The organism is Microbacterium sp. Root53 (assembly GCF_001426925.1).
Lineage (GTDB): Bacteria > Actinomycetota > Actinomycetes > Actinomycetales > Microbacteriaceae > Microbacterium.
In genome coordinates this window covers 59,350-79,110 of the sequence record NZ_LMFR01000001.1, presented here as the reverse complement: position 1 = coordinate 79,110, position 19,761 = coordinate 59,350, and the positions used below count along the sequence as shown (strand labels likewise).

At 73.0% G+C, this 19,761-nt stretch carries 19 protein-coding genes; 1 reads left to right on the top strand and 18 read right to left on the bottom strand.

Going from position 1 to position 19,761, the window contains the following annotated elements; genetic code table 11:
* Positions 1–48 precede the first annotated feature (48 nt).
* The 17 genes from mnhG to hemE all read right to left on the bottom strand — a co-directional run bounded on the left by mnhG (position 49) and on the right by hemE (position 17,056).
* On the bottom strand, positions 49–381 hold the full coding sequence (mnhG, locus tag ASD19_RS00390) for a monovalent cation/H(+) antiporter subunit G (protein WP_055987693.1): 333 nt from the start codon (positions 379–381) through the stop codon (positions 49–51).
* Positions 381–659, bottom strand: coding sequence for a monovalent cation/H+ antiporter complex subunit F (locus ASD19_RS00385; RefSeq protein WP_055987691.1), 279 nt, complete (start codon positions 657–659; stop codon positions 381–383). Before ASD19_RS00385 ends, mnhG begins: the two co-directional genes overlap by 1 nt.
* Positions 656–1,231 (bottom strand): Na+/H+ antiporter subunit E, encoded by a 576-nt coding sequence (locus ASD19_RS00380; protein WP_055987689.1) that lies wholly within the window; start codon positions 1,229–1,231, stop codon positions 656–658. Before ASD19_RS00380 ends, ASD19_RS00385 begins: the two co-directional genes overlap by 4 nt.
* A complete protein-coding gene (locus ASD19_RS00375; RefSeq protein WP_055987688.1) occupies positions 1,228–2,790 on the bottom strand; it encodes a Na+/H+ antiporter subunit D in 1,563 nt (520 codons plus the stop codon). The genes ASD19_RS00380 and ASD19_RS00375 overlap by 4 nt, the downstream gene beginning before the upstream one ends.
* Complete coding sequence (locus tag ASD19_RS00370) at positions 2,787–3,368, bottom strand: Na(+)/H(+) antiporter subunit C (protein ID WP_055987685.1); 582 nt, start codon at positions 3,366–3,368, stop codon at positions 2,787–2,789. Before ASD19_RS00370 ends, ASD19_RS00375 begins: the two co-directional genes overlap by 4 nt.
* Complete coding sequence (locus ASD19_RS00365) at positions 3,365–6,337, bottom strand: Na+/H+ antiporter subunit A (RefSeq protein WP_055987683.1); 2,973 nt, start codon at positions 6,335–6,337, stop codon at positions 3,365–3,367. Before ASD19_RS00365 ends, ASD19_RS00370 begins: the two co-directional genes overlap by 4 nt.
* Positions 6,338–6,564: 227 nt before the next feature.
* Complete coding sequence (gene hemL / locus ASD19_RS00360) at positions 6,565–7,884, bottom strand: glutamate-1-semialdehyde 2,1-aminomutase (protein ID WP_055987682.1); 1,320 nt, start codon at positions 7,882–7,884, stop codon at positions 6,565–6,567.
* 61 nt (positions 7,885–7,945) lie between these two features.
* Positions 7,946–8,929 carry a porphobilinogen synthase gene (gene hemB / locus ASD19_RS00355; RefSeq protein WP_055987680.1) on the bottom strand — a complete coding sequence of 328 codons (984 nt, stop codon included), beginning with the start codon at positions 8,927–8,929 and terminating at the stop codon, positions 7,946–7,948.
* Positions 8,926–9,834 carry a uroporphyrinogen-III synthase gene (locus ASD19_RS00350; RefSeq protein WP_082542867.1) on the bottom strand — a complete coding sequence of 303 codons (909 nt, stop codon included), beginning with the start codon at positions 9,832–9,834 and terminating at the stop codon, positions 8,926–8,928. Before ASD19_RS00350 ends, hemB begins: the two co-directional genes overlap by 4 nt.
* Complete coding sequence (hemC, locus tag ASD19_RS00345) at positions 9,831–10,865, bottom strand: hydroxymethylbilane synthase (protein ID WP_230668214.1); 1,035 nt, start codon at positions 10,863–10,865, stop codon at positions 9,831–9,833. Before hemC ends, ASD19_RS00350 begins: the two co-directional genes overlap by 4 nt.
* Positions 10,862–11,566, bottom strand: a complete 705-nt coding sequence (hemQ, locus tag ASD19_RS00340) for a hydrogen peroxide-dependent heme synthase (protein ID WP_055987678.1) — start codon at positions 11,564–11,566, stop codon at positions 10,862–10,864. The genes hemC and hemQ overlap by 4 nt, the downstream gene beginning before the upstream one ends.
* 148 nt (positions 11,567–11,714) lie before the next feature.
* Positions 11,715–12,002: a hypothetical protein gene (locus ASD19_RS00335; protein ID WP_055987676.1), complete on the bottom strand. Its 288-nt coding sequence runs from the start codon at positions 12,000–12,002 to the stop codon at positions 11,715–11,717.
* Positions 11,992–12,402 (bottom strand): phage holin family protein, encoded by a 411-nt coding sequence (locus ASD19_RS00330; RefSeq protein ID WP_055987674.1) that lies wholly within the window; start codon positions 12,400–12,402, stop codon positions 11,992–11,994. The genes ASD19_RS00335 and ASD19_RS00330 overlap by 11 nt, the downstream gene beginning before the upstream one ends.
* Entirely contained in the window at positions 12,399–12,719 is a 321-nt protein-coding gene (locus tag ASD19_RS00325; RefSeq protein WP_134746363.1) for a hypothetical protein, read from the bottom strand. The genes ASD19_RS00330 and ASD19_RS00325 overlap by 4 nt, the downstream gene beginning before the upstream one ends.
* Before the next feature lie 132 nt (positions 12,720–12,851).
* Positions 12,852–14,414, bottom strand: a complete 1,563-nt coding sequence (locus ASD19_RS00320) for a TIM-barrel domain-containing protein (protein ID WP_200941026.1) — start codon at positions 14,412–14,414, stop codon at positions 12,852–12,854.
* A gap of 66 nt (positions 14,415–14,480) precedes the next feature.
* The gene (locus ASD19_RS00315; protein WP_055987669.1) at positions 14,481–15,989 is read right to left on the bottom strand and encodes a protoporphyrinogen/coproporphyrinogen oxidase; all 1,509 of its coding nucleotides are present in this window, start codon (positions 15,987–15,989) and stop codon (positions 14,481–14,483) included.
* Complete coding sequence (gene hemE / locus ASD19_RS00310) at positions 15,986–17,056, bottom strand: uroporphyrinogen decarboxylase (protein ID WP_055987666.1); 1,071 nt, start codon at positions 17,054–17,056, stop codon at positions 15,986–15,988. The genes ASD19_RS00315 and hemE overlap by 4 nt, the downstream gene beginning before the upstream one ends.
* Before the next feature lie 140 nt (positions 17,057–17,196).
* Here hemE and ASD19_RS00305 point away from each other — a divergent pair, with 140 nt between their 5' ends.
* The gene (locus tag ASD19_RS00305) at positions 17,197–18,462 is read left to right on the top strand and encodes a glutamyl-tRNA reductase (RefSeq protein WP_055987664.1); all 1,266 of its coding nucleotides are present in this window, start codon (positions 17,197–17,199) and stop codon (positions 18,460–18,462) included.
* 197 nt (positions 18,463–18,659) lie between these two features.
* Here ASD19_RS00305 and ASD19_RS00300 read toward each other — a convergent pair whose 3' ends face one another.
* Entirely contained in the window at positions 18,660–19,718 is a 1,059-nt protein-coding gene (locus tag ASD19_RS00300) for a Bug family tripartite tricarboxylate transporter substrate binding protein (protein ID WP_055987662.1), read from the bottom strand.
* Between the last annotated feature and the right edge of the window lie 43 nt (positions 19,719–19,761).

The following is a 19,761-nucleotide window of genomic DNA, read 5'->3' as shown; positions in this document are numbered from 1 at the left end:
GGCTCCTGCGTTGTGTCGGAAGTATGCCGCCCAGGCCCCGCCGCGGGGTCAGCTGCGATCGGCGAGCTCGTCGACGACGAGCGTGGCCTCGTCGACCGTGCCGTTGCGGTAGGCCTGCCGGCCGACCATGTGGGCGTTCAGGGGCGCGGTCGCCAGCTGGATCAGGACGACGGGGATGAGCGCGACGACGACGGTCCAGGAGCGCATCGACAGCGCGATCGCCGCGGCGACCAGCATGACACCCAGAACCTGCGGCTTGGTCGCCGCGTGCAGGCGCGACGGCACGTCGCGGAAGCGCAGCAGGCCGATCGCAGCCGTCAGGCACAGGAACGCACCCAGCAGCACGAGCACGAGCGCGGCGATGTCGAGCGCGGCGTCCATCACTGATCCCTCCTCGCGACGAATCGTGCGACGGCGATCGACCCGAACACGCCCACGGCCGCGACGATCAGCATGACCGGCAGGGTGCGGGTGTGCTGATGGATGACCATCTCGGCGCCGAGCAGGCAGAGCACCTCGGTGAGCAGCACGTCGCTCGCCACGGCGCGGTCCAGGATGGACGGACCGCGCACGATGCGCACGATCGTGAGGGCGGCCGCGACCGCGAACAGCACGTGCGCCGCCACGATGAGCGCGGTCTGGATCGCGTCGACGCTCATCGCCCGGCTCCCCTCGTGACGTCCACGTGCACGCCCCGCAGCGCGGCGAGGTCGGTCTTCGAGCCCACCGCGCGCACGATGCGCGCCTCCCAGCGCAGCACGCTGCGCCGCTGCGCCTCGACGCCGGCGCGGTCGCGGATGCCGAGCACGTGCAGGTACAGCACGCGGGCCTCGCGGTCGGCCTCGACGATGAGCGAACCCGGGATGAGCGAGGTCGCGACCGCCGTGTGGGTCATCATCAGGTCGGAGTCGGTCCGCAGCGGCACCGCGATGATGGCGGCGGTGGTCTCGCCGGGACGCAGCGTCTGCCACGCGACCGTGACCGCGCCGCGCACCACGGCGCCGAGGAACGCGACGATGAAGACCACGCCGTGCCACAGGTTCACGCGCCCCGAGAGCTCGGCGGTCGGCAGCCGGAACACGATCGTGACGAAGACGGCGACGATCACGCCCGTCACGGCGGACAGCACCGTGAACTGGGCCCACAGCATCATCCAGAGCAGCACGAGCCAGGCGAAGAACGGCAGCTGGTGCCAGAAGTGGCGGGCGCGCGAGCGCGCATCCGGGCTCATGACTCCTCCTCCACCTCTCCCAGGTCGACGAGCGAGATCGGCTCGAGCAGGGCCGATCCGATGCGCTCGCAGATGTCGTAGAGCGGCCCGGCGAACACCGTCAGCCCCACCGAGACCGCGACCATGCCCACGGTCGCCGACGTCATGATCCGCGGGATCACGCGGCGCTCGCTGACCTCCTCGGCCGCCGGCGCGGTGCCGAGGTGCTGGATGCGCGCCTCGGTCTCGGCCGAGTCGTCCTCCTCGCGCCAGAACGACAGGTTCCAGGCGCGCATCAGCGCGTAGAGCGTGAGCAGCGACGTGACGATGCCGGCCACGATCAGCGTGTACATGAGCGGCGTGCCGACCTGCGCGGCGGCGTCGAGCAGCGCGAACTTGCCGATGAAGCCCGAGAACGGCGGCAGGCCGCCCAGGTTGAGGGCCGGGATCAGGTACACCGCGGCGATCACGGGCGCCGCGGCCAGCAGCCCCTTGACCTTCAGGATCGACGTGCTGCCCGCGCGGCGCTCGATCAGCCCCACGGCGAGGAACAGCGTGGTCTGCACGACGATGTGGTGGACCATGTAGTAGATCGTCGCGCCGATGGCGGCCGGCGTCGCCATGGCCAATCCGAAGACCATGTACCCGACGTGGCTCACGAGCGTGAACGACAGGATGCGCTTGAGCTCGGCCTGCGCGACGGCGCCCAGCACGCCGACGATCATGGTCGCGAGCGCGACGATCAGCAGCAGCGTGTTGACGTCGCTGTCGGGGAACAGCTGGGTCTCGGTCCGGATCAGCGCGTAGACGCCGACCTTGGTCAGCAGGCCCGCGAACACCGCCGTGACCGGCGCGGGCGCGGTCGGGTACGAGTCCGGCAGCCAGAACGACAGCGGGAACACGGCCGCCTTCACGCTGAACGCGACGAGCAGCAGCAGGTGCAGCACGAGCTGCACGCCGTCCGGCAGCTCGGCCATCCGCTCGGCGATCTGCGCCATGTTCACGGTTCCGAGCGCGCCGTAGATGACCGCGATCGCGGACAGGAACAGCACGGACGACACGAGCGACACCACGATGTACACCACGCCCGTGCGGATGCGCGACTCGGTGCTGCCGAGCGTGATGAGCACGTACGACGCGACGAGCAGCATCTCGAAGCCGACGTAGAGGTTGAACAGGTCCCCCGCGATGAACGCGTCGAAGATCCCGGCGGCCAGGATCAGGTACGAGGGGTGGAAGATCGACACCGGGGTGTCGTCGTCGCCGTCCGCGGCGCCCTGGCCGACCGAGAAGAGCAGGACCGCGAGGAGCACGACGCTCGAGACCGCCACCAGCAGGGCTGCGAGACGGTCGACGTAGAGCACGATGCCGAACGGCAGCGGCCAGCCGCCCACCGACACCGCGAGCGGGCTGCCGCCGTCGACCACCGCGAACAGGAACACTGCGAGTCCGAACGTGATGCTCAGCGTCGTGATCGACACCACGACCTGGAGGCGCCGGCGGCGCCCGCCGATGAGCGTCACCGCTGCGCCGAGGAGCGGCAGGGCGACGAGCAGCGGCACGAGGAGGCTGAGGCTCACGAGCGGCCCTCCTCGTCCGTCTGCGGGCGGTCGCCGTCATCCGCGCCGTCCGGGCTCTGGGCGCCGGACGCGCCGTATGCCGACGTGGGAATGTCCACCGGCGCGTCGGGAAGCAGGCCCAGCGCGTCTGCGCCGTCGATGGCCCGCAGCGGCGACGCGACGACGTCGACGAAGTCCGTGGTGGCCTCGTCGCCCGCGCCCTCGGCCCCGAGCACCTGCTCGGCCTCCGCGGCGCGCATGCGCAGCGCGATGTCCTCGGCGTCGTCCTCGACCGTGTCTGCCTGACCGAGCTGCCACGAGCGGTAGATGAGCGCGAGCAGGAACGCGCTCACCGCGAACGTGATGACGATCGCCGTCAGCATGAGCGCCTGCGGGAGCGGATCGCTCTGCCGGCCCTCGTCGCCCGCGAACGGCGCGATTCCGGGGAAGCCCATCACGATCATCAGCAGCAGGTTGGTGGCGTTGCCGAGCAGCAGGAACCCGATCAGCACGCGCGTGAGGCTCCGCTCGAGCATCGCGTAGACCCCCGCCGCGTAGAGCACGGCCATCACGACGACGAGGGTGAGGGACACGTTCATCGCGCGCCTCCCTCGGGGGCGGCCGCACGGAACGGCTCGTGCGGGCGCCCGTCGACACCTGCGCCCTTCATCTGTCGGTCGACCTCGGCGCCGAGGCTGCGCAGCACGTCCAGCACCAGGCCGATCACGACGAGGTACACCCCGACGTCGAAGATCGTGGACGTCACGAACTCGAGGTGGCCGATCACGGGGAGCTCGGCCTCCCAGACGGCGCGGGTGAGGGGGTCGAGGCCGAAGACGAGCGGCGCGACCGCCGTGCCCACGGCGAGGATCATGCCCGCGCCGAGCAGGTGGCCCGCGTCGGTGGGCGCCGCGACACCGAGCTCGTAGCGGCCGCCCGCGACGTAGCGCATCACGAGCGCCATTCCCGCGACCAGGCCGCCCGCGAAGCCGCCGCCCGGCAGGTTGTGCCCCGCGAACAGCAGGTAGATCGACACGACGATGATCGTGTGGAACAGGATCCGCACGACCACCTCGAGCATGATCGAGCGCGACTCCGCGCTCATCCGCTGCCCGCCGATCAGCCAGGCCCGCGGCCGGTCGCGCGTGCCCGCGCTCTGCACCTGGATGCCCTGGGTCGTCTCGACCAGCGGACGGCGCCGGGCCGCGCCGCGCGTGGCGCGCGGGAGCCGGCGCGTGAGCCGCTGCAGCGAGTCGATGCGGTCGGTGACGAACACCAGCGACGCGACGCCCGTCGCGGCGAGGATCAGGACCGACAGCTCGCCCATCGTGTCCCAGCCGCGCAGGTCGACCAGCGCGACGTTGACCACGTTCTTGCCGTGGCCGATCTCGTAGGCGAGGTCGGCCCAGCCGACCGACACGGGGTCGTGGATCCGCGCGCTCGTCGCGATCACGACCAGCGCGGCCATCGTGATCCCGACCGACGCCGCCAGCATCGCGCGCAGCACCGGCATGGACGTGCCGTTGTGCGCGCCCATCCGCGAGGGGAGGCGGCGCAGCACGAGGGCGAACGCGACCAGCGTGACCGCCTCGACGAGCACCTGGGTGAGGGCGAGATCCGGCGCCCCGTGGGTGGCGAACAGCACGACCATGCCCAGGCCGGTCACCGCGACCAGGACGACGCCGGTGTAGCGCTTGCGCGCGCGCACGGCGATCACGCCCGCGGCGATCATGAGCGGGGCGGCCGCGAGCTGCACGGGGTCCTGCCACGCGTCCAGCGCGATCCGCCACTCCGGCGTGGCGAACAGCGCGACGGCCTCGCCGACCACCAGCACGAGGAAGATCGTGCCGACGTAGATCGGCAGCGAGCCGCGCTGGGTGAGGCTCGTGACCGCGACCGAGGCGCGGTCGACCGAGCGCGTGATCGCGTGGTACACGTCGGCCGCGGTGAACTGCAGGATGCGGCCCGTGATGTCGAAGCCCGTGGCGCGGACGAGCCACAGGATGATCGCGCCGCCGAGCAGCGTGACCGCGGACAGGAGGAGGGCCGGCCCGAGCCCGTGCCACAGCGCGAGGTGAGCGGGATGGGCCGCGACGGGCTCGATCGCCGCGGCGGTGTCGGCGTACGGCGCGAGCGCATCGTCGAGCAGCGGCGCCACCAGGCCGCCCGCGAGCCCGAGGGTCGCGAGCACGAGCGGCACGCCGAGGAAGCCGATCGGGGGGTCGGGCCACGCGGTCTCCGGCCGGGTTGATCCGTCGCGACGGTGCTTGGTCCAGAACGCTCCCCACAGGAAGCGCCCGCCGTATGCCACCGTGAGCATGGAGCCGGCGACCATGCCGATCAGTGCGACCACGCCCCATCCGTCGCCCTGTCCCGCGGCGTCGAGCATCGCGACGAGCGCGCCCTCCTTGGCGACGAACCCCAGCGTGGGCGGCAACCCCGCCATGGACGCGACGGCCACGAAGGAGATCACCGCCATCACCGGGGCCTGGCGGCCCACGCCCGAGAGCTCGTCGATGTCGCGCGTCGACAGCTGGCGGTCGATCACGCCGACCACGAGGAACAGCGCGGACTTGAACAGCGCGTGCCCGAGCAGGAGCGCGAGGCCGGCCAGGGCGGCGTCGCGCGTCCCGAAGCCGATCACCACGGAGATGAAGCCGAGCTGGCTCACGGTGCCGAACGCGAGGATGCGCTTGAGGTCGCTCTCGCGCAGCGCCTGGAACGCGCCGAGCAGCATCGTGAACACGCCGAGCGTGACGATCACGGGCCGCCACGGGTCGGCGTCGCCGAACGTGGGCGCGAGGCGCGCGAGCAGGTAGATGCCGGCCTTCACCATGGCCGCGGCGTGCAGGTACGCGCTGACGGGAGTGGGCGCCGCCATCGCGCCAGGGAGCCAGAAGTGGAACGGGAAGATCGCCGACTTGCTGAGCGCCCCGACCAGCAGCAGCACCAGCGCGACGTTCACGATCGGCCCGGTGGGCGCCTGGGCGAGGATCGTGCTGAGGCTCGTCGTTTCGGCCTCGACGGCGAGCAGCACCACGCCGATCAGCATCACGAGCCCGCCGAGCGTGGTGACCAGCAGCGCCTGCAGGGCGGCACGGCGGCTGGTCGCGCGCAGGTGGTAGTGCCCGATCAGCAGGTACGACAGGATGCTCGTCATCTCCCAGAACATCACGAGCATGACGATGTCGTCGGTCAGCACGAGGCCGTACATCGCTCCGGCGAAGGCCAGGAGCACGCTGGAGAACCGGCCGAGCCCCTCGCTGCGGCCGCGGAAGTACCAGCGGCAGTAGATCATCACGAGCGCGCCGACGCCGCTGACGACCAGCGCCATCACCCAGCCGAGCGTGTCCATCCGCATCGAGATCTCGATGCCGAGCGGCCGAATCCAGGCGTATGCCGCGAACGGGATGTCCCCGTGGAGCACGCGTGCGGACGCCAGGCAGGCGTGCACGAACGCCGCGAGCGGGAAGACCGCCGCGACGTAGAACACCCGGGCGCCGAGCGGACGCGCGAGCCCCGCCAGGAGCAGGGACCCTGCGGCGAACGCGACGAGGAGAAGCAGCATGACGTCTCCTCGGGCTCGTCGGGCGTAAGCAGCGGCTCAGGCAGGCGGGAAGGTGTCCCGCCAGTCTATCCACGCGCTCTGGCAACCCGGCCCCGCAAGGGATCGACCCCGTGCGAGCGATCCCCCGGTCGTTGAGGGGAGGCGAGGAACGAGCCGGAGTCGAAACGGAGGAAACGCACCGGAGGTCGACCGGTGCGGTCGATCCGGTGCGAGCGTGCGAGACGCTTCTACAGAGAACGGGCGGCCGCTCGGGCGGCCGTGGGCAGCGCGTCGACGATGCGGCCGAGGGCCTCCTCGTCGTGAGCGGCCGTGAGGAACCAGGCCTCGAACACGCTCGGCGGCAGCGAGACGCCCGCGTCGAGCATGGCGTGGAAGAAGGGGCCGTAGCGGTGCGCCTGCTGCGCCTTGGCAGCCGGATAGTCGCGCGGCGCCTCGGCCGCGAACACCGGGTTGAACAGGCTGCCGGCGCGCGAGATCGCGTGCTCGACGCCCTCCGCCGACAGCGCCGCCGACACCTCGGCCGCGACGCGGTCGGCCGCCGCGTCGACCGCCGCGTAGACCTCGGGGGTCGCGAGCTGCAGCGTCTTGATGCCCGCCGCGACCGACAGCGGGTTCCCCGACAGGGTGCCGGCCTGGTACACCGGGCCGACCGGGGCGAGCTGCTCCATCACCGAGGCCTTGCCGCCGAGCGCGGCGAGGGGCATGCCGCCGCCGATGACCTTGCCGAAGGTGATGATGTCGGGCTCGTACGCCTCGCCCGCCTCGACCTGCAGGCCCCAGTAGCCCGCGGGACCGACCCGGAAGCCCGTGAGCACCTCGTCCAGGATGAGCAGCGCGCCGTGGTCGTGCGCGATGGTCGCGAGCCCGGCGTTGTAGCCGTCGGCCGGGCGGACCACGCCCATGTTCGCGGGGGCGGCCTCGACGATGATGGCCGCGATCCGGTCGCCGTGCTCGGCGAAGATCGCCCGCACGGCGTCGAGGTCGCCGTACGGCGCCACGAGCGTCTGCGCGGCGATCGGCGCCGGGACGCCCGCCGTGCCCGGCAGCGCGAGCGTCGCGAGGCCGGAGCCGGCCGCCGCGAGCAGACCGTCGGAGTGGCCGTGGTAGTTGCCGTCGAACTTGACGAGCAGGTCGCGGCCGGTGACGCCGCGCGCCAGCCGGATGGCGGTCATGGTCGCCTCGGTGCCCGTCGAGACCAGGCGCACCTGCTCGACCGGGTTGAGCCCACCCGCCGAGACGCGGCGCGCGACCAGGTCCGCGAGCTCGACCTCGCCCTCGGTCGGGGCTCCGAACGACAGGCCGCGGGTCGCCGCCTCGCGGACCGCCTCGACGACCTCCGGGTGCGCGTGCCCCAGCAGGGCCGGGCCCCACGACGCGACCAGGTCCACATACTCGCGGCCGGCGGCGTCGGTGATGTACGGCCCGCGCGCGGACTGCACGAACCGCGGCGTCCCGCCGACGGACCCGTACGCCCGGACCGGGGAGTTCACGCCGCCGGGGATGACCTCGCGGGCGTGGGCGAACAGGTCGTCGTTGCGATCGCTCATGGGTCCATTGTCTCGTGCTCCGGCTGGTGTCCCGCCCGGGGACCACCGGAGCGGACCGGGGTCAGAGCTCCTCGCGCAGCCAGCCGGCGGCCTCGGCCGCCCAGTAGGTCAGGATGGCGTCGGCGCCCGCGCGGCGGATGCCGAGGAGCGACTCCAGGATGGCGCCGCGGCGGTCGATCCATCCGTTCGCGGCGGCGGCCTCGATCATCGAGAACTCGCCCGACACCTGGTAGGCCCACACCGGCACGTCCACGGAGGCGCGCACGTCGGCGAGCACGTCCAGGTGCGGCAGCGCGGGCTTGACCATGACGACGTCGGCGCCCTCCTCGACGTCGAGCAGCGCCTCCTTGACGCCCTCGCGGCCGTTGCCGGGGTCCATCTGGTACGTGCGTCGGTCGCCCTTGAGCTGCGAGTCGACGGCCTCCCGGAACGGGCCGTAGAAGGCGCCGGCATACTTCGCCGAGTAGGCCAGGATCAGGGTGTCGGCGAAGCCCTCGGCGTCGAGCGCCTGACGCACCGCGGCGACCTGGCCGTCCATCATGCCCGACAGGCCGAGCAGCGCGGATCCGGCGCGCGCCTGCGCGACGCCCATGGCGGCGTAGCGCTCGAGCGTGGCGTCGTTGTCGACCGAGCCGTCGGCGGCCAGCACGCCGCAGTGGCCGTGGTCGGTGAACTCGTCGAGGCACAGGTCGGTCTGCACGACCAGCGCGTCGCCCACCTCGGCCACGAGGGCCTCGGTCGCGACGTTCAGGATGCCGGCCGGGTCGTCGGCGCCCGATCCGACCGCGTCGCGCGTCGCGGGCACGCCGAACAGCATGACGCCGCCGACGCCCGCCTCGGCGGCCTCGACCGCGGCCCGGCGCAGCGAGTCCAGCGTGTGCTGGCGCACGCCCGGCATGGACGAGATCTCGACGGGCGCGTCGATCCCCTCGCGCACGAACATCGGCAGCACGAGCTGCGACGGCACGAGGTGCGTCTCGCGCACGAGCCGGCGCACGGCGGGCGACTGCCGCAGGCGACGCGGGCGGTGGGTCGGGAAGCTCATCGGCCGCGCCCCCGGTCCTCGGAGACCGTGTGGATCACCCCGGTCGGCGTGCGGTCGATCCGGATCGCGCCGGTCGCCACGGGGCCCGTCTCGGGGATCGCCGCCGCCTCGGGCGACAGCGGCGGGACCGGGATGTCCGCCAGCGCGCGGATCAGCGAGTCGATCGTCTGCTCGGGGGCGATCACGTGGATCGGCAGGCCCAGGAGGTCGGCGTCGTGCGCGGTGCGGGGGCCGATCGCCGCGATGATCGTGGCGTCGGGGATGTCGGGGAACTGCTCGCGGACCTGCTCGGCGACCGAGCCGCTCGTGACGAGGATCGCGTTGATGCGGCCCGAGAGGACGTCGCGCACGACGTTGTCCTTGGCCGGCACGCCGACCGTGCGGTAGGCGACGACGCTCCGGACGTCGTGCCCCGCCTCCATCAGCATGTTGGTGAGCACGGGCTTGGCGATCTCGCTGCGCAGCGTCAGGATGCGGCGGGGCTGGGGCTCCAGCTCGTTCATCTGCCGCGCCATGCCGGCCGCGGAGTTGTCGCTGTCGGGGACGAGGTCGACGCGATAGCCCACCGCGGTGAGGGCGGCGGCCGTGGTCTCGCCGACGGCGGCGACCTTGGTCCCCTCGGGGATCTTCGCGTCGTACGCGTAGAGCACGTCGACCGTGGTGGCGCTCGTGACGGTCACCCAGTCGAACTCGCCGGCGGCGAGGTCGGCGAGCGCGCGCTCGAGCGTGGCCGAGTCGTCCGTCGGGGCGAAGTTGATCAGCGGCGCGATCACGGGCACCGCGCCCTGCGAGCGCAGCGTCGCCGCGACGCCGTCGCCCCACGGGCCGCCGCGCGGCACGAGGACGCGCCAGCCGGTCATGGGCTTGCCCGGACGCCGGTCCGGATGTGTCGGGTCTGTGTTCATGAGGGGGACTCTCGCGGTACGAGGTCGGCCGCCCCACGTTCGAGCAGCCGACGTGCGATATCGGATCCGATAGCGCGCGCGTGGTCGATCTGATCCACGCCATCGGCAGCATCCGCACCGTTGCCACTGCCTTGACCCCGAATATACCCCTGTACCGGTGCGGGGATGGACACGGCCTCCACCGTCTCGACCTCGATCACATGCTCGCCGCGCAGCCCGTACACCGCGGCGCGGACGTGCAGATCGTCGCCCTCGAAGCGCGCGTGCACGCCCACCGGTGCGTGGCATCCGGCCTCGATGCCCGCCAGCACGGCGCGCTCGAGCGTGACGGCGAGTCGCGTGCGCGGGTCGTCCAGGCGCCGGATGGCCTCGAGCAGCTCGGGGTCCGCGTCGGCGCGGGTCTCGACCGCCAACGCGCCCTGGCCGGCCGCGGTCGGCCAGGCGCCCAGATCGCGCTGCTCGAAGCGCAGGTCGGTCTCCGGGCCGAGGCGGTCGAGGCCGGCGGCGGCGAGCACGATCGCGGCGAGCTCGCCGTCCACCACGCGCTGCATGCGGGAGTCGACGTTGCCGCGCAGGTCGTGGACCTCGAGCGCGGGGTTCGCGCGCAGCACCTGCGCGATGCGGCGCGGCGATCCGGTGCCGATCAGCGAGCCGGCCGGCAGCGCCTCGAGCGGCACGCCATCGCGCGTCAGGATCACGTCACGCGCGTCGGCGCGCGACGGGTTCGCGGCGATCACGAGGCCGTCGGGCTGCGCGGTCGGGAGGTCCTTGAGCGAGTGCACGAGCAGGTCGCACTCCCCCGCCAGCAGGGCCTCGCGCAGCGCGGTGGCGAACACGCCCGTGCCGCCGAGCTGCGACAGCGAGCCGCGGTTCGTGTCGCCCTCGGAGACGATCTGCACGAGCTCGACGCGACGGCCCGAGACCTCCTCCAGCGCCCGGGCGACGTGACCCGACTGGGTCATCGCCAGCGCGCTGCGGCGCGTGCCCAGGCGGATGGGCGGTGCGTCCGGGACCGCCACGGCGTCGGTCACTGCAGGATCTCGGCGATCTCGGGGATCTCGATCCGGCGGCCCGTGAAGAACGGCACCTCCTCGCGCACGTGGCGGCGGGCCTCGGTGTAGCGCAGCTCGCGCATCATGTCCACGAGGTCGGTGAGCTGATCCGCCTCCATGGGCAGCATCCACTCGTAGTCGCCGAGGGCGAACGACGCCATCGTGTTGGCGGTGACCCCGCGGAACGCGGCGCCCTTGCGGCCGTGGTCGGCGAGCATCTGGCGGCGCTCCTCGTCGGGCAGCAGGTACCACTCGTAGCTGCGGACGAACGGGTAGACCGTCAGCCACTGCTTGGGCGGGATGCCGCGCAGGTAGCCGGGCACGTGGCTCTTGTTGAACTCGGCGTCGCGGTGCACCGCCATGGCGTTCCAGGTGGGGAGCAGCGTGCGGATGAGCTCGGTGCGGCGCAGGCGGCGCACCGCCTTCTGCAGGTCCTCGGCCACCGGACCGTGCATCCACACCATCAGGTCGGCGTCGGCGCGCAGGCCGCTCACGTCGTAGAAGCCGCGGACCGTCACGCCGCCGTCGGCGAGGAACGAGACGATGTCCTCGAGCTCGGTGTCGTGCGCCTCGGGCACGGCGCGGGCGGGATCGCGGCGCCAGACGGCCCAGAGGCTGTAGTTGTCGCCGACGACCTCGGGGGTGTCGCCGGCCGGGTTCGCGGGGTGCTGCTCAGCCATGGACCCATCCTCCCCCTCGCGTGGTGAGGGGACAAACCGAGAGGATCACGACTGGCTATCGGATCCCCCGCCCGGGCTCCCCTACCCGGTCGTTGAGCGGAGCGAGCGCCAGCGAGCGGAGTCGAAACGGATGAAGCCCGCCCTCGGCTCAGCGGGAGATCAGGCGGGCGAGACCCCAGATCGCGGCGCCGAGCGCCAGGGCGACGCCCACGGCGCCTGCCGCCGCGGCGGCGGGCTGCCGGCGTGCGAAGGCGCGGGCCTTCACCGCGCCGGCCTCGATCTTCTCGGCGGCGCGCGCCGGGAGGTTCGCCTTGTGCTCGATCGCGGCGAGCGCGGCCTTCAGCTCGGCGCGGGCGCGCTCGACCGGGTCGGTGATCCCGCTCGGCACCACGGTGCGGGGCGTCAGTGAGGTGTGGCGGAGCGTGTCAATACTCATCGGCGGCGTCCTTCACGATCAGCACGTCGGTCTTTGCGGCCTGGATGGGGCTCTCGCGGCGGCCGATGCGACGGTAGAAGACGAGTCCCACGATGCCGGCCACCAGCGCGAGCACCACCCCGATGCCCATCACGATCAGCGCGGACGCCCACACGGGCAGCCACAGCGAGAGCAGCGCCGTCAGGAAGACCAGGAACATCGGCACGACCCAGGCGATGAAGAACAGCGCCACGATCATGAAGCCCGTGCCGATGCCCGCGTCGGTCGCGGTCTTGACGGCCCAGCCCTTGACGGCGTTGAACTCGGCGACGACCAGGTTCTTCACCAGCTGCGGCACGTCGCCGATCAGCGTGAAGAGCCCGTCGTCCGCCCGGTCGCGCAGCGGCGAGCGCATGGTCATCGGTCGTCAGCCGCCTTCTTCACGTCCTCGGCCGCGTCCTTGGTCGCGTCGAGGGCGGCGTCGAGCTTGGTGCCGGGCGTGCCCTGCTTGGCGGCGGCCTTGGCGACGCCCACCACGCCGCTCCACGCGGCGCGAGGCAGCGCCATGGCGCTGGACGTGGCGAGCTTCTTGGCCTTGCCGACCTGCTCCTGCACGGGCTCGAGGTTCCAGACCTTGAGCGCCTGGGTCTTGATCTGCTCGTACCGCTGACGGCCGGCGCGCGTGCCGAGCACGTAGCCCGCACCGAGGCCGATCACGAGTCCCAACTTCCCCCGCATGGGTTCTCCTCACGTCGTTCGGATGTGCCAATGGACCGCGCATCGCGTGATCCGCCGACGGACTCTGCCAAGGCTAGCGCCGTATTCCCGGATCGGCATCCGCTTGCGGTGGGGACCGCGACCCGCTAGGCCTCAGTCCCGGGGCCGGAACACCTCCCGCAGCCGCTCCCACGCCGGCTCGCGCACGAACACCGGCACCGTCGCGCGGGCGGCGACGTCCGCGAGGTGGGGCGCGCCGCCGGTCACCGCCGCCCCGGTGCGTGCGTCGATCCACTCGCCCTGCGGCAGGTACACCTCCCAGGTCACGGCACCGGGCTCGAGCACGGGAGCCACGAGCACGTCGTCCCCGAGCAGCCACTGGATCGGGTGCGCCCACACGCGCTCGTCGTCGGGGTGGTCGAAGAAGAGCGGGCGCATGAGCGGCCGGGACGTCCGGATGGTCGCGCGAGCCGACTCCGCAAGGTACGGGACGAGCCGCTCGCGCAGCTCCACGAGCTCCCGCACCTCGTCGATCACGGCGGCGTCGCCCGTGCGCTCGGCGATGTTCCACGGGGTGCGGTCGTTCGACGGCAGGCGGTGGTGGTTGAACTCCGAGTGGTACTGCATGATCGGCACGAAGACGCTCGCGGCCATGGCGCGCACGTACCGCTCGGCGTCCGGGATCGGACCCGAGAAGCCCGCGATGTCCCATCCCCAGTACACGATCCCGCTCGCGGCGGCGGACAGCCCCGCCAGCATCGACCAGCGGAACGCCTCCCAGGTGGAGTTCTCGTCGCCGGCCCAGAAGGCGCCGTGCGCCTGGGACCCGGTGAACCCCGCCCGGCTGAACGTCACGGGTGCCTTGCCGGCCGACTCGAGGAGCCGTCCGTAGGCCGCGGCGTACGCGGTCGGGAACGTGTTGTTCGCCTCGTCGCCGCGCCGCCCGTCGAGATAGGCCAGCTCGGCGCCCCACGCGTGCTCGCCGCCGTCGGTCTTGAAGCCGTCGACGCCCACCTCCTCGACGAGATAGCGCCGCTTCTCGGTCCACCACCGCGCCGCGCGCTCGTCGGTCAGGTCGGGCATGAGCGACAGCGGGAACCACCAGCCGCGGTTGCGGTACGGGCGCAGGCCGCCGTCGGGCGTCTCCTCGCGGATCAGCACGCCGGCCTCGCGGGCCGCGCGCGCGTCGGCCGCGGCCTGGCCCACCGGATGCGGGCGCATCTTGATCAGCGGGATCTGCCAGAGGTGCACGCGCACGCCCTCCTCGTGCAGCGCGTCGACCATGCCCTTCGGATCGGGCCACGCCCCGTCGGCGGGGAACGTGAAGTCGGACAGCCGCATCGGGCCGCCGTCCTCGCGCACCGCGTACCGCGCGTCGCGGAAGATCGTGAAGCTCGACTCGTCGCTCCACGCCTCGATCACGACGTTGCGCACCGGGATGCGGTGCTCGCGGTGCAGCTCCATCTGCCGCAGCACCTCGGCCTGGGTGTTCCACTCGTTGCCGCTCGCCCACAGCCCGAACACCCAGTCGGGAAGCTCGGCCGGGCGCCCCACCTCGGCGAGGAACCGGTCGAGCACGACGGCGGGGGATCCCGAGTAGAGGGCGACCTCGACGGCGCGCTCGGCGCCGGCGGGCGCGTCGACCTCCGCCTCGATCACGACGCGGTCGGCGCGCTCCGCTCCGACGTCGAACGACACGCGCCGGGAGGTCCGCACGTGGAAGCCCCATCCGGCCCCGATGTGACGTTGCGGGGGGGCTGTGATGTCGCGGGGCCGCGCGGATCAGCCGAAGAGGGCGGCGCGGCGCACGCGATCGGCCTCGGCGATCGCGTCGGGCACCACCTGCGCCAGGCCGGTTCCGGCGAGCCAGGCGCCGACGGCGCCGATGCCGGGGGTGGATGCCAGGAGCGCGCGGGTGCGCTCGGTCTCGTCGCGATGGCCGACGCGCGAGGCGGGCTGCGACTGGGCGAAGCGCTCGAGGCGCGCGCCGAGCAGCTGCCGCCGCCGCAGCGGCACGCCCAGCAGGCCGGCGGCCTCGGCGAGCGCGAGCTCGGCGACCTCGTCCCGATCCAGGCGCGACGTGGCCGGGGCCTCGTCCTGCGTTCCGAACGAGACGCGCACGACGTGCCGCCCGGCCGCGCGCTCACGCACCCACGCCCACTTGGCGGTGACGTGCGTGAGGGCCTTGGCGCGCGACGAGCCGGGCACGGTGAGCACGCCGGTGCCGCGCGGCGCGGCATCGAGCTCCGGCGCCTCCAGCACGAGCGTGACGATGTCGACCGCGGGACCGGGCAGCGGGGCCTCGGCGGCCAGGCCCTCGATGTGCGGCGCCAGCAGGCGGCGGGCGGCGGCCTCCTCGGTCGCCACGAGCACCACGTCCGCGAACAGGCTGCGCTCGCCGTCGAGGTCCGACGGCTCGACGCCCTCGGCCGGAGGCGGCGTCAGTCCGGCGCCCTCCGGCTCCCCATCCCGCGCGGCGCCGACCAGCCAGCCGCCCGCCGCACGCTCGAGCGACGCGACCGGCGTCCCCGTGCGGATCTCCACGCCCGCCGACGCGAGCTCGGACTCGAGCGCCGCGACGAGGCGGCCCATGCCGCCCGCGAGCCCGAGCACGGCCGACCCGGGCGCCTTGCCCTGACGCGCGGCCGTGAGCTCCGCGACCGCTCCCGTGAGCGATCCGGCGCGCGTCAGCGCCGCGTTCAGGCCCGGGGCGGCGGCGTCCACGTCGATGTCGTGCGGCCGGGCCGAGTACACGCCCGTGGTGACGGGCGCGACGAGCCGGTCGAGCACGGCGGAGCCGAGGCGCGACTCGACCAGCCGGCCGAGGCTGTGCTCGTGCCCGATCGTGAGCGGCGGGCGCAGGCGGTCGAGGTACGCGCGCCACGCGCCGCCCCATCCGATCACCCGGCGGACGTCCTCCGCGAACGGGTTGGCCGGGATGCCGAGCACGCCGCCCTTGGGGAGGGGCTCGGCCCTGCCGCCCGGGAGACCCGCGACCCAGGCGCCGGCCCGGTCGGGCTCGACGACTGCGTCGCCCAGGCCGAGCTCGTCGACCAGGGCGCGGACGTGGCCCCCGCGGGTCGCGAAGCTTTCGGCACCGAGGTCGAGCTCCAGACCGGCCACCTCGCCGCCGCGGATCGCGCCGCCGAGGCGATCGCCCGCCTCCAGCACCGTGACGACCATGCCGACCTTGGCGAACTCGCGCGCGGCCACGAGGCCGCCGATCCCGCCGCCGATCACGACGACGCGCGTGCCGTGCGCGTGCCGGTACAGGCCGTCCAGATCCGTCATGACCGGATGGAGTGGACCAGCTCGACGACGCGCGTCAGGACGGCCGGGTCGGCCTCGGGCGGCACGCCGTGGCCCAGGTTCACGATGTGCGCGCGCGCCGCGCGGCCGCGCTCGACCACGTCACGCACGTGCGCCTCGAGCACCTCCCACGGGGCGCCGAGCAGCGCGGGGTCGATGTTGCCCTGCAGCGTGGTGTCGGGGCCGACCAGGGCGGCGGCCTCGTCGAGCGGCTGGCGCCAGTCGACGCCGACCGCGGCGGCCGCGCCGTCCAGACGCATGTCCGCCAGGAAGGGCCCGGTGCCGACGCCGAAGTGGATCACCGGCACCGGCAGATCCGTCACGGCCGCCCGCGAGTGCGGCGCGACGAGCGAGCGGTACACGGCGGGCGCGAGCGAACCGGCCCACGAGTCGAACAGCTGCACGGCCGCGGCGCCGGCCTCGATCTGGGCCTGCAGGAACGCACGGGACACCTCGGACAGCCAGCCCGCGAGGCGGTTCCAGGACCCCTGGTCGGACTGCATCATGGCGCGGGCGCGCAGGTGCTCCTTCGACGGGCCGCCCTCGACCAGGTACGCCGCGAGCGTGAAGGGCGCGCCCGCGAAGCCGATCAGGGGCGTGCCGGTCCGGTCGAGCTCGGCGACCGTGAGGCGCACCGCCTCGCGCACCGGCTCGGCCGCCGCCGCGACATCGGCCGGCGCGATGGCGGTGATGCGGGCCACGTCGTCCGCCGTGCGGACGGGGGACGCGAAGACGGGCCCGCGCCCCGGCTCGATCTCGACCTCGACGCCGGCCAGGCGCAGCGGCACGACGATGTCGCTGAAGAACACGGCCGCGTCCACGCCGTGACGGCGCACGGGCTGCAGCGTGATCTCCGCCGCGAGGTCCGGCGTCAGGCACGCGTCGAGCATCCGGGTGCCGACGCGCAGCTCGCGGTACTCGGGGAGCGAGCGGCCGGCCTGGCGCATGAACCAGACCGGGGCGGTCTCGGGACGGTCGCCGGCCAGGGCCCTCAGCAGGGCGGACGAGGACAGCGGGGCGCGCGGCTCGGGCGCGTCGGCGTGGGACATGGCTCCATCCTGCCGCGTGGAAGTTCGGGATCCGCTGGGCCGCGCTCCCGGAGACGCCCGTTCTCTCGACATCGAGACATCCCGGGCCCGGATCCAGCGAGCGCTCAGTCCCCGGCTTCGACGCGGCGTAGAATCGATGCGTGCTGCTCTGTGTCACCGCGAGTCATAAGACCGCGCCGTTCGACGTCCTCGAGCAGCTCTCCGCACCCGGCGCCGACAAGATCGCACCCCTGATCGCCCCCGTCGTGGACGGCGTCGTGGTGCTCTCGACCTGCAACCGCATCGAGGCGTACGTCGAGACGGACCGCGACGACAGCGCCGAGCTGATCGCCGAGGCGATGCGCACGGCCTCGGGCCTGAGCCCAGAGGAGTTCGCGGGCGCGTACACGGTCAAGACCGAGGCCAAGGCAGCCGAGCACCTGTTCGCGGTGGCCGCGGGCCTCGAGTCGGTCGTGATCGGCGAGGGCGAGATCGGCGGCCAGGTGCGCCGCGCTCTGACCGACGCACGCCACCACGGCACGACGACCAGCGACCTGGAGCGGATGTTCCAGCGAGCGACCGAGACCCAGAAGGCCATCAAGAACGCCACGGCGCTCGGCCGAGCCGGCCGCTCGCTGGTGCGGCTTGCCCTCGAGCTCACCGACAGCCGCCTCGCCGACTGGACGACGCAGAAGGTGCTGCTGGTCGGCACGGGCATGTACGCGGCGGCCACCATCGCGGCGCTGCGCGACCGCGGCGTCACGGACATCACGGTCTACTCCCCCTCGGGGCGCGGCGCGAAGTTCGGCGCCAAGTACGGCATCGCCCACGCCACGCGCGCGAATCTCGTCGAGACGGCGGTCGCGAGCGACATCGTCATCACGTGCACGAACGCGGACGAGCCCGTCGTCACCCCCGCGACGATCGAGGGTCTCGCCAAGCCGCTGTTCGTGATCGACCTCGGCATGCCCCGCAACGTCGACCCGGCGGTGGGCGAGATCCGCGGCGTGACCCTGCTCGACCTCGAGACGATCCGCCTGCACGCGCCGCTCGAGGAGCTGCAGGCCACCGACACCGCGCGCGCCATGGTCAAGGACGCCGCCGCGCGCTTCGTCGACGTCAGCCGCAGCCGCGCCGCCCAGCCGGCGGTGGTGGCGTTGCGCGAGAAGGTGTTCGGCCTGCTCGAGGCCGAGATCGCGCGCCACCCCGAGTCCGAGGCGGCCCTGCGCCACCTGGTGGGCACGCTGCTGCACACGCCGACGGTCCGCGCGGCCGACTACGCGATGCAGGGCCGCGCCGACGAGGTCTTCGCAGCGATCGAGACGCTCTTCGGCATCGACGCGCGTCCTGCCGCGGCAGCGGCGGGTGGGCAGCAGGCCCAAGCCGCGGCGGCGTGCCCGGTCACGGGCGCCGTCGCTCTGTCCTGACGCGCGCTCCACACGCCCTGACACACGGGGTTCCCGCGCCGTTTCGGCTCGCTCGGCGAACGAGGGAGGAGGACGACGGACCCTCGCGGGCGAGCGGATCGCTCGTCCCGCGGTCCGTGATGCCGAGCGAACAGCGCATATGACGACCCCCTCCGGGGCGAGCCTCGCTCGCGCCGGAGGGGGTCGTCAGAGGTCCGTCAGTACGACGCCTTGAGGATGTCGATCACGCTCTGCGGCAGCTCCTGGAGCGTCGGCACGACCTCGTCCTTCATGTCCTCGCCCGAGAGGAAGTCGATGCCGAGCTTGGCCTTCTCGGCCATCTCGACCACCTCGGGGTCCTCGACCGCCGCGGCGAGCGCGTCCTGGAGGCAGCCGAGGGTGCCCTCGTCCATGCCCGGCGGCGCGACCAGCGGACGACCGAACTCGGTGATGAGCTTGATGCCGTCGAGGATCGCCGTCTGCTCGTCGGTGAGGTCGAGCTCGCTGAGCGTGGCGGCGTCGGGCGACTCGGCCGGAGCCTCGTCCGCGAACGCGAGCACTGCGTGCGACTCGCCGCTCTCGATGCTGGCGCGACGGCTGTCCAGCGGGCCGGCGATCGCGTCGACGTTGGCCTGGATGAGCGCGAGCTCGGTCTCGGACTGGCCGCCGAAGCCCGTGACGACCTCGGCGTTCTTCAGGTCGAAGACCTCGATGAGCGTCTGCGCGAGGATGTAGTCCGACGAGCCGCGGCCGGTCGAACCGAACGTGAAGCCGTCGCTGGCCAGCACGTCGTCCCAGGTCTTGAAATCGCCCGAGGTCGCGGTCGCGACCACCGGGTCGTCGATCGCGATGCGGCCGACGTAGCTCAGGCCGTCGAAGTCGAACGTGGGGCCCTCGGCCTCGGCCAGGATCGCCGAGGCGGCGCCCGTGCCGTTCACGATCGCGATCTGCGAGCCGTCGGGCGTGGCCTTGGACAGCTCGTTGATGGCGAGCAGGCCGCCGGCGCCCGGCTTGTTGATCGGGACGACCTTGGCGCCGAGCGCGTTCTCGAGGCCCGGGAGGACCGTGCGCGCGAGGGTGTCGTAGCCACCGCCCGGCGAGTAGGGGATGACCAGTTCGACGGTCTTGCCCTCGAACGCCGCGCAGGCATCCGCGCCGTCGCCGGTGGGAGCGGCGGCTCCCTGCTGGCCGGGCGCCGAGCAGCCGGCGAGAGCGAGTGCGCCGATCGCGAGCGAGCTCGCGGCGATGCGGGTCCAGGTGAACCGCTTGAGAGTCATGTGACAGGGACCTTCCTTGGTGAAGTGTCGACTACGTAGGTGG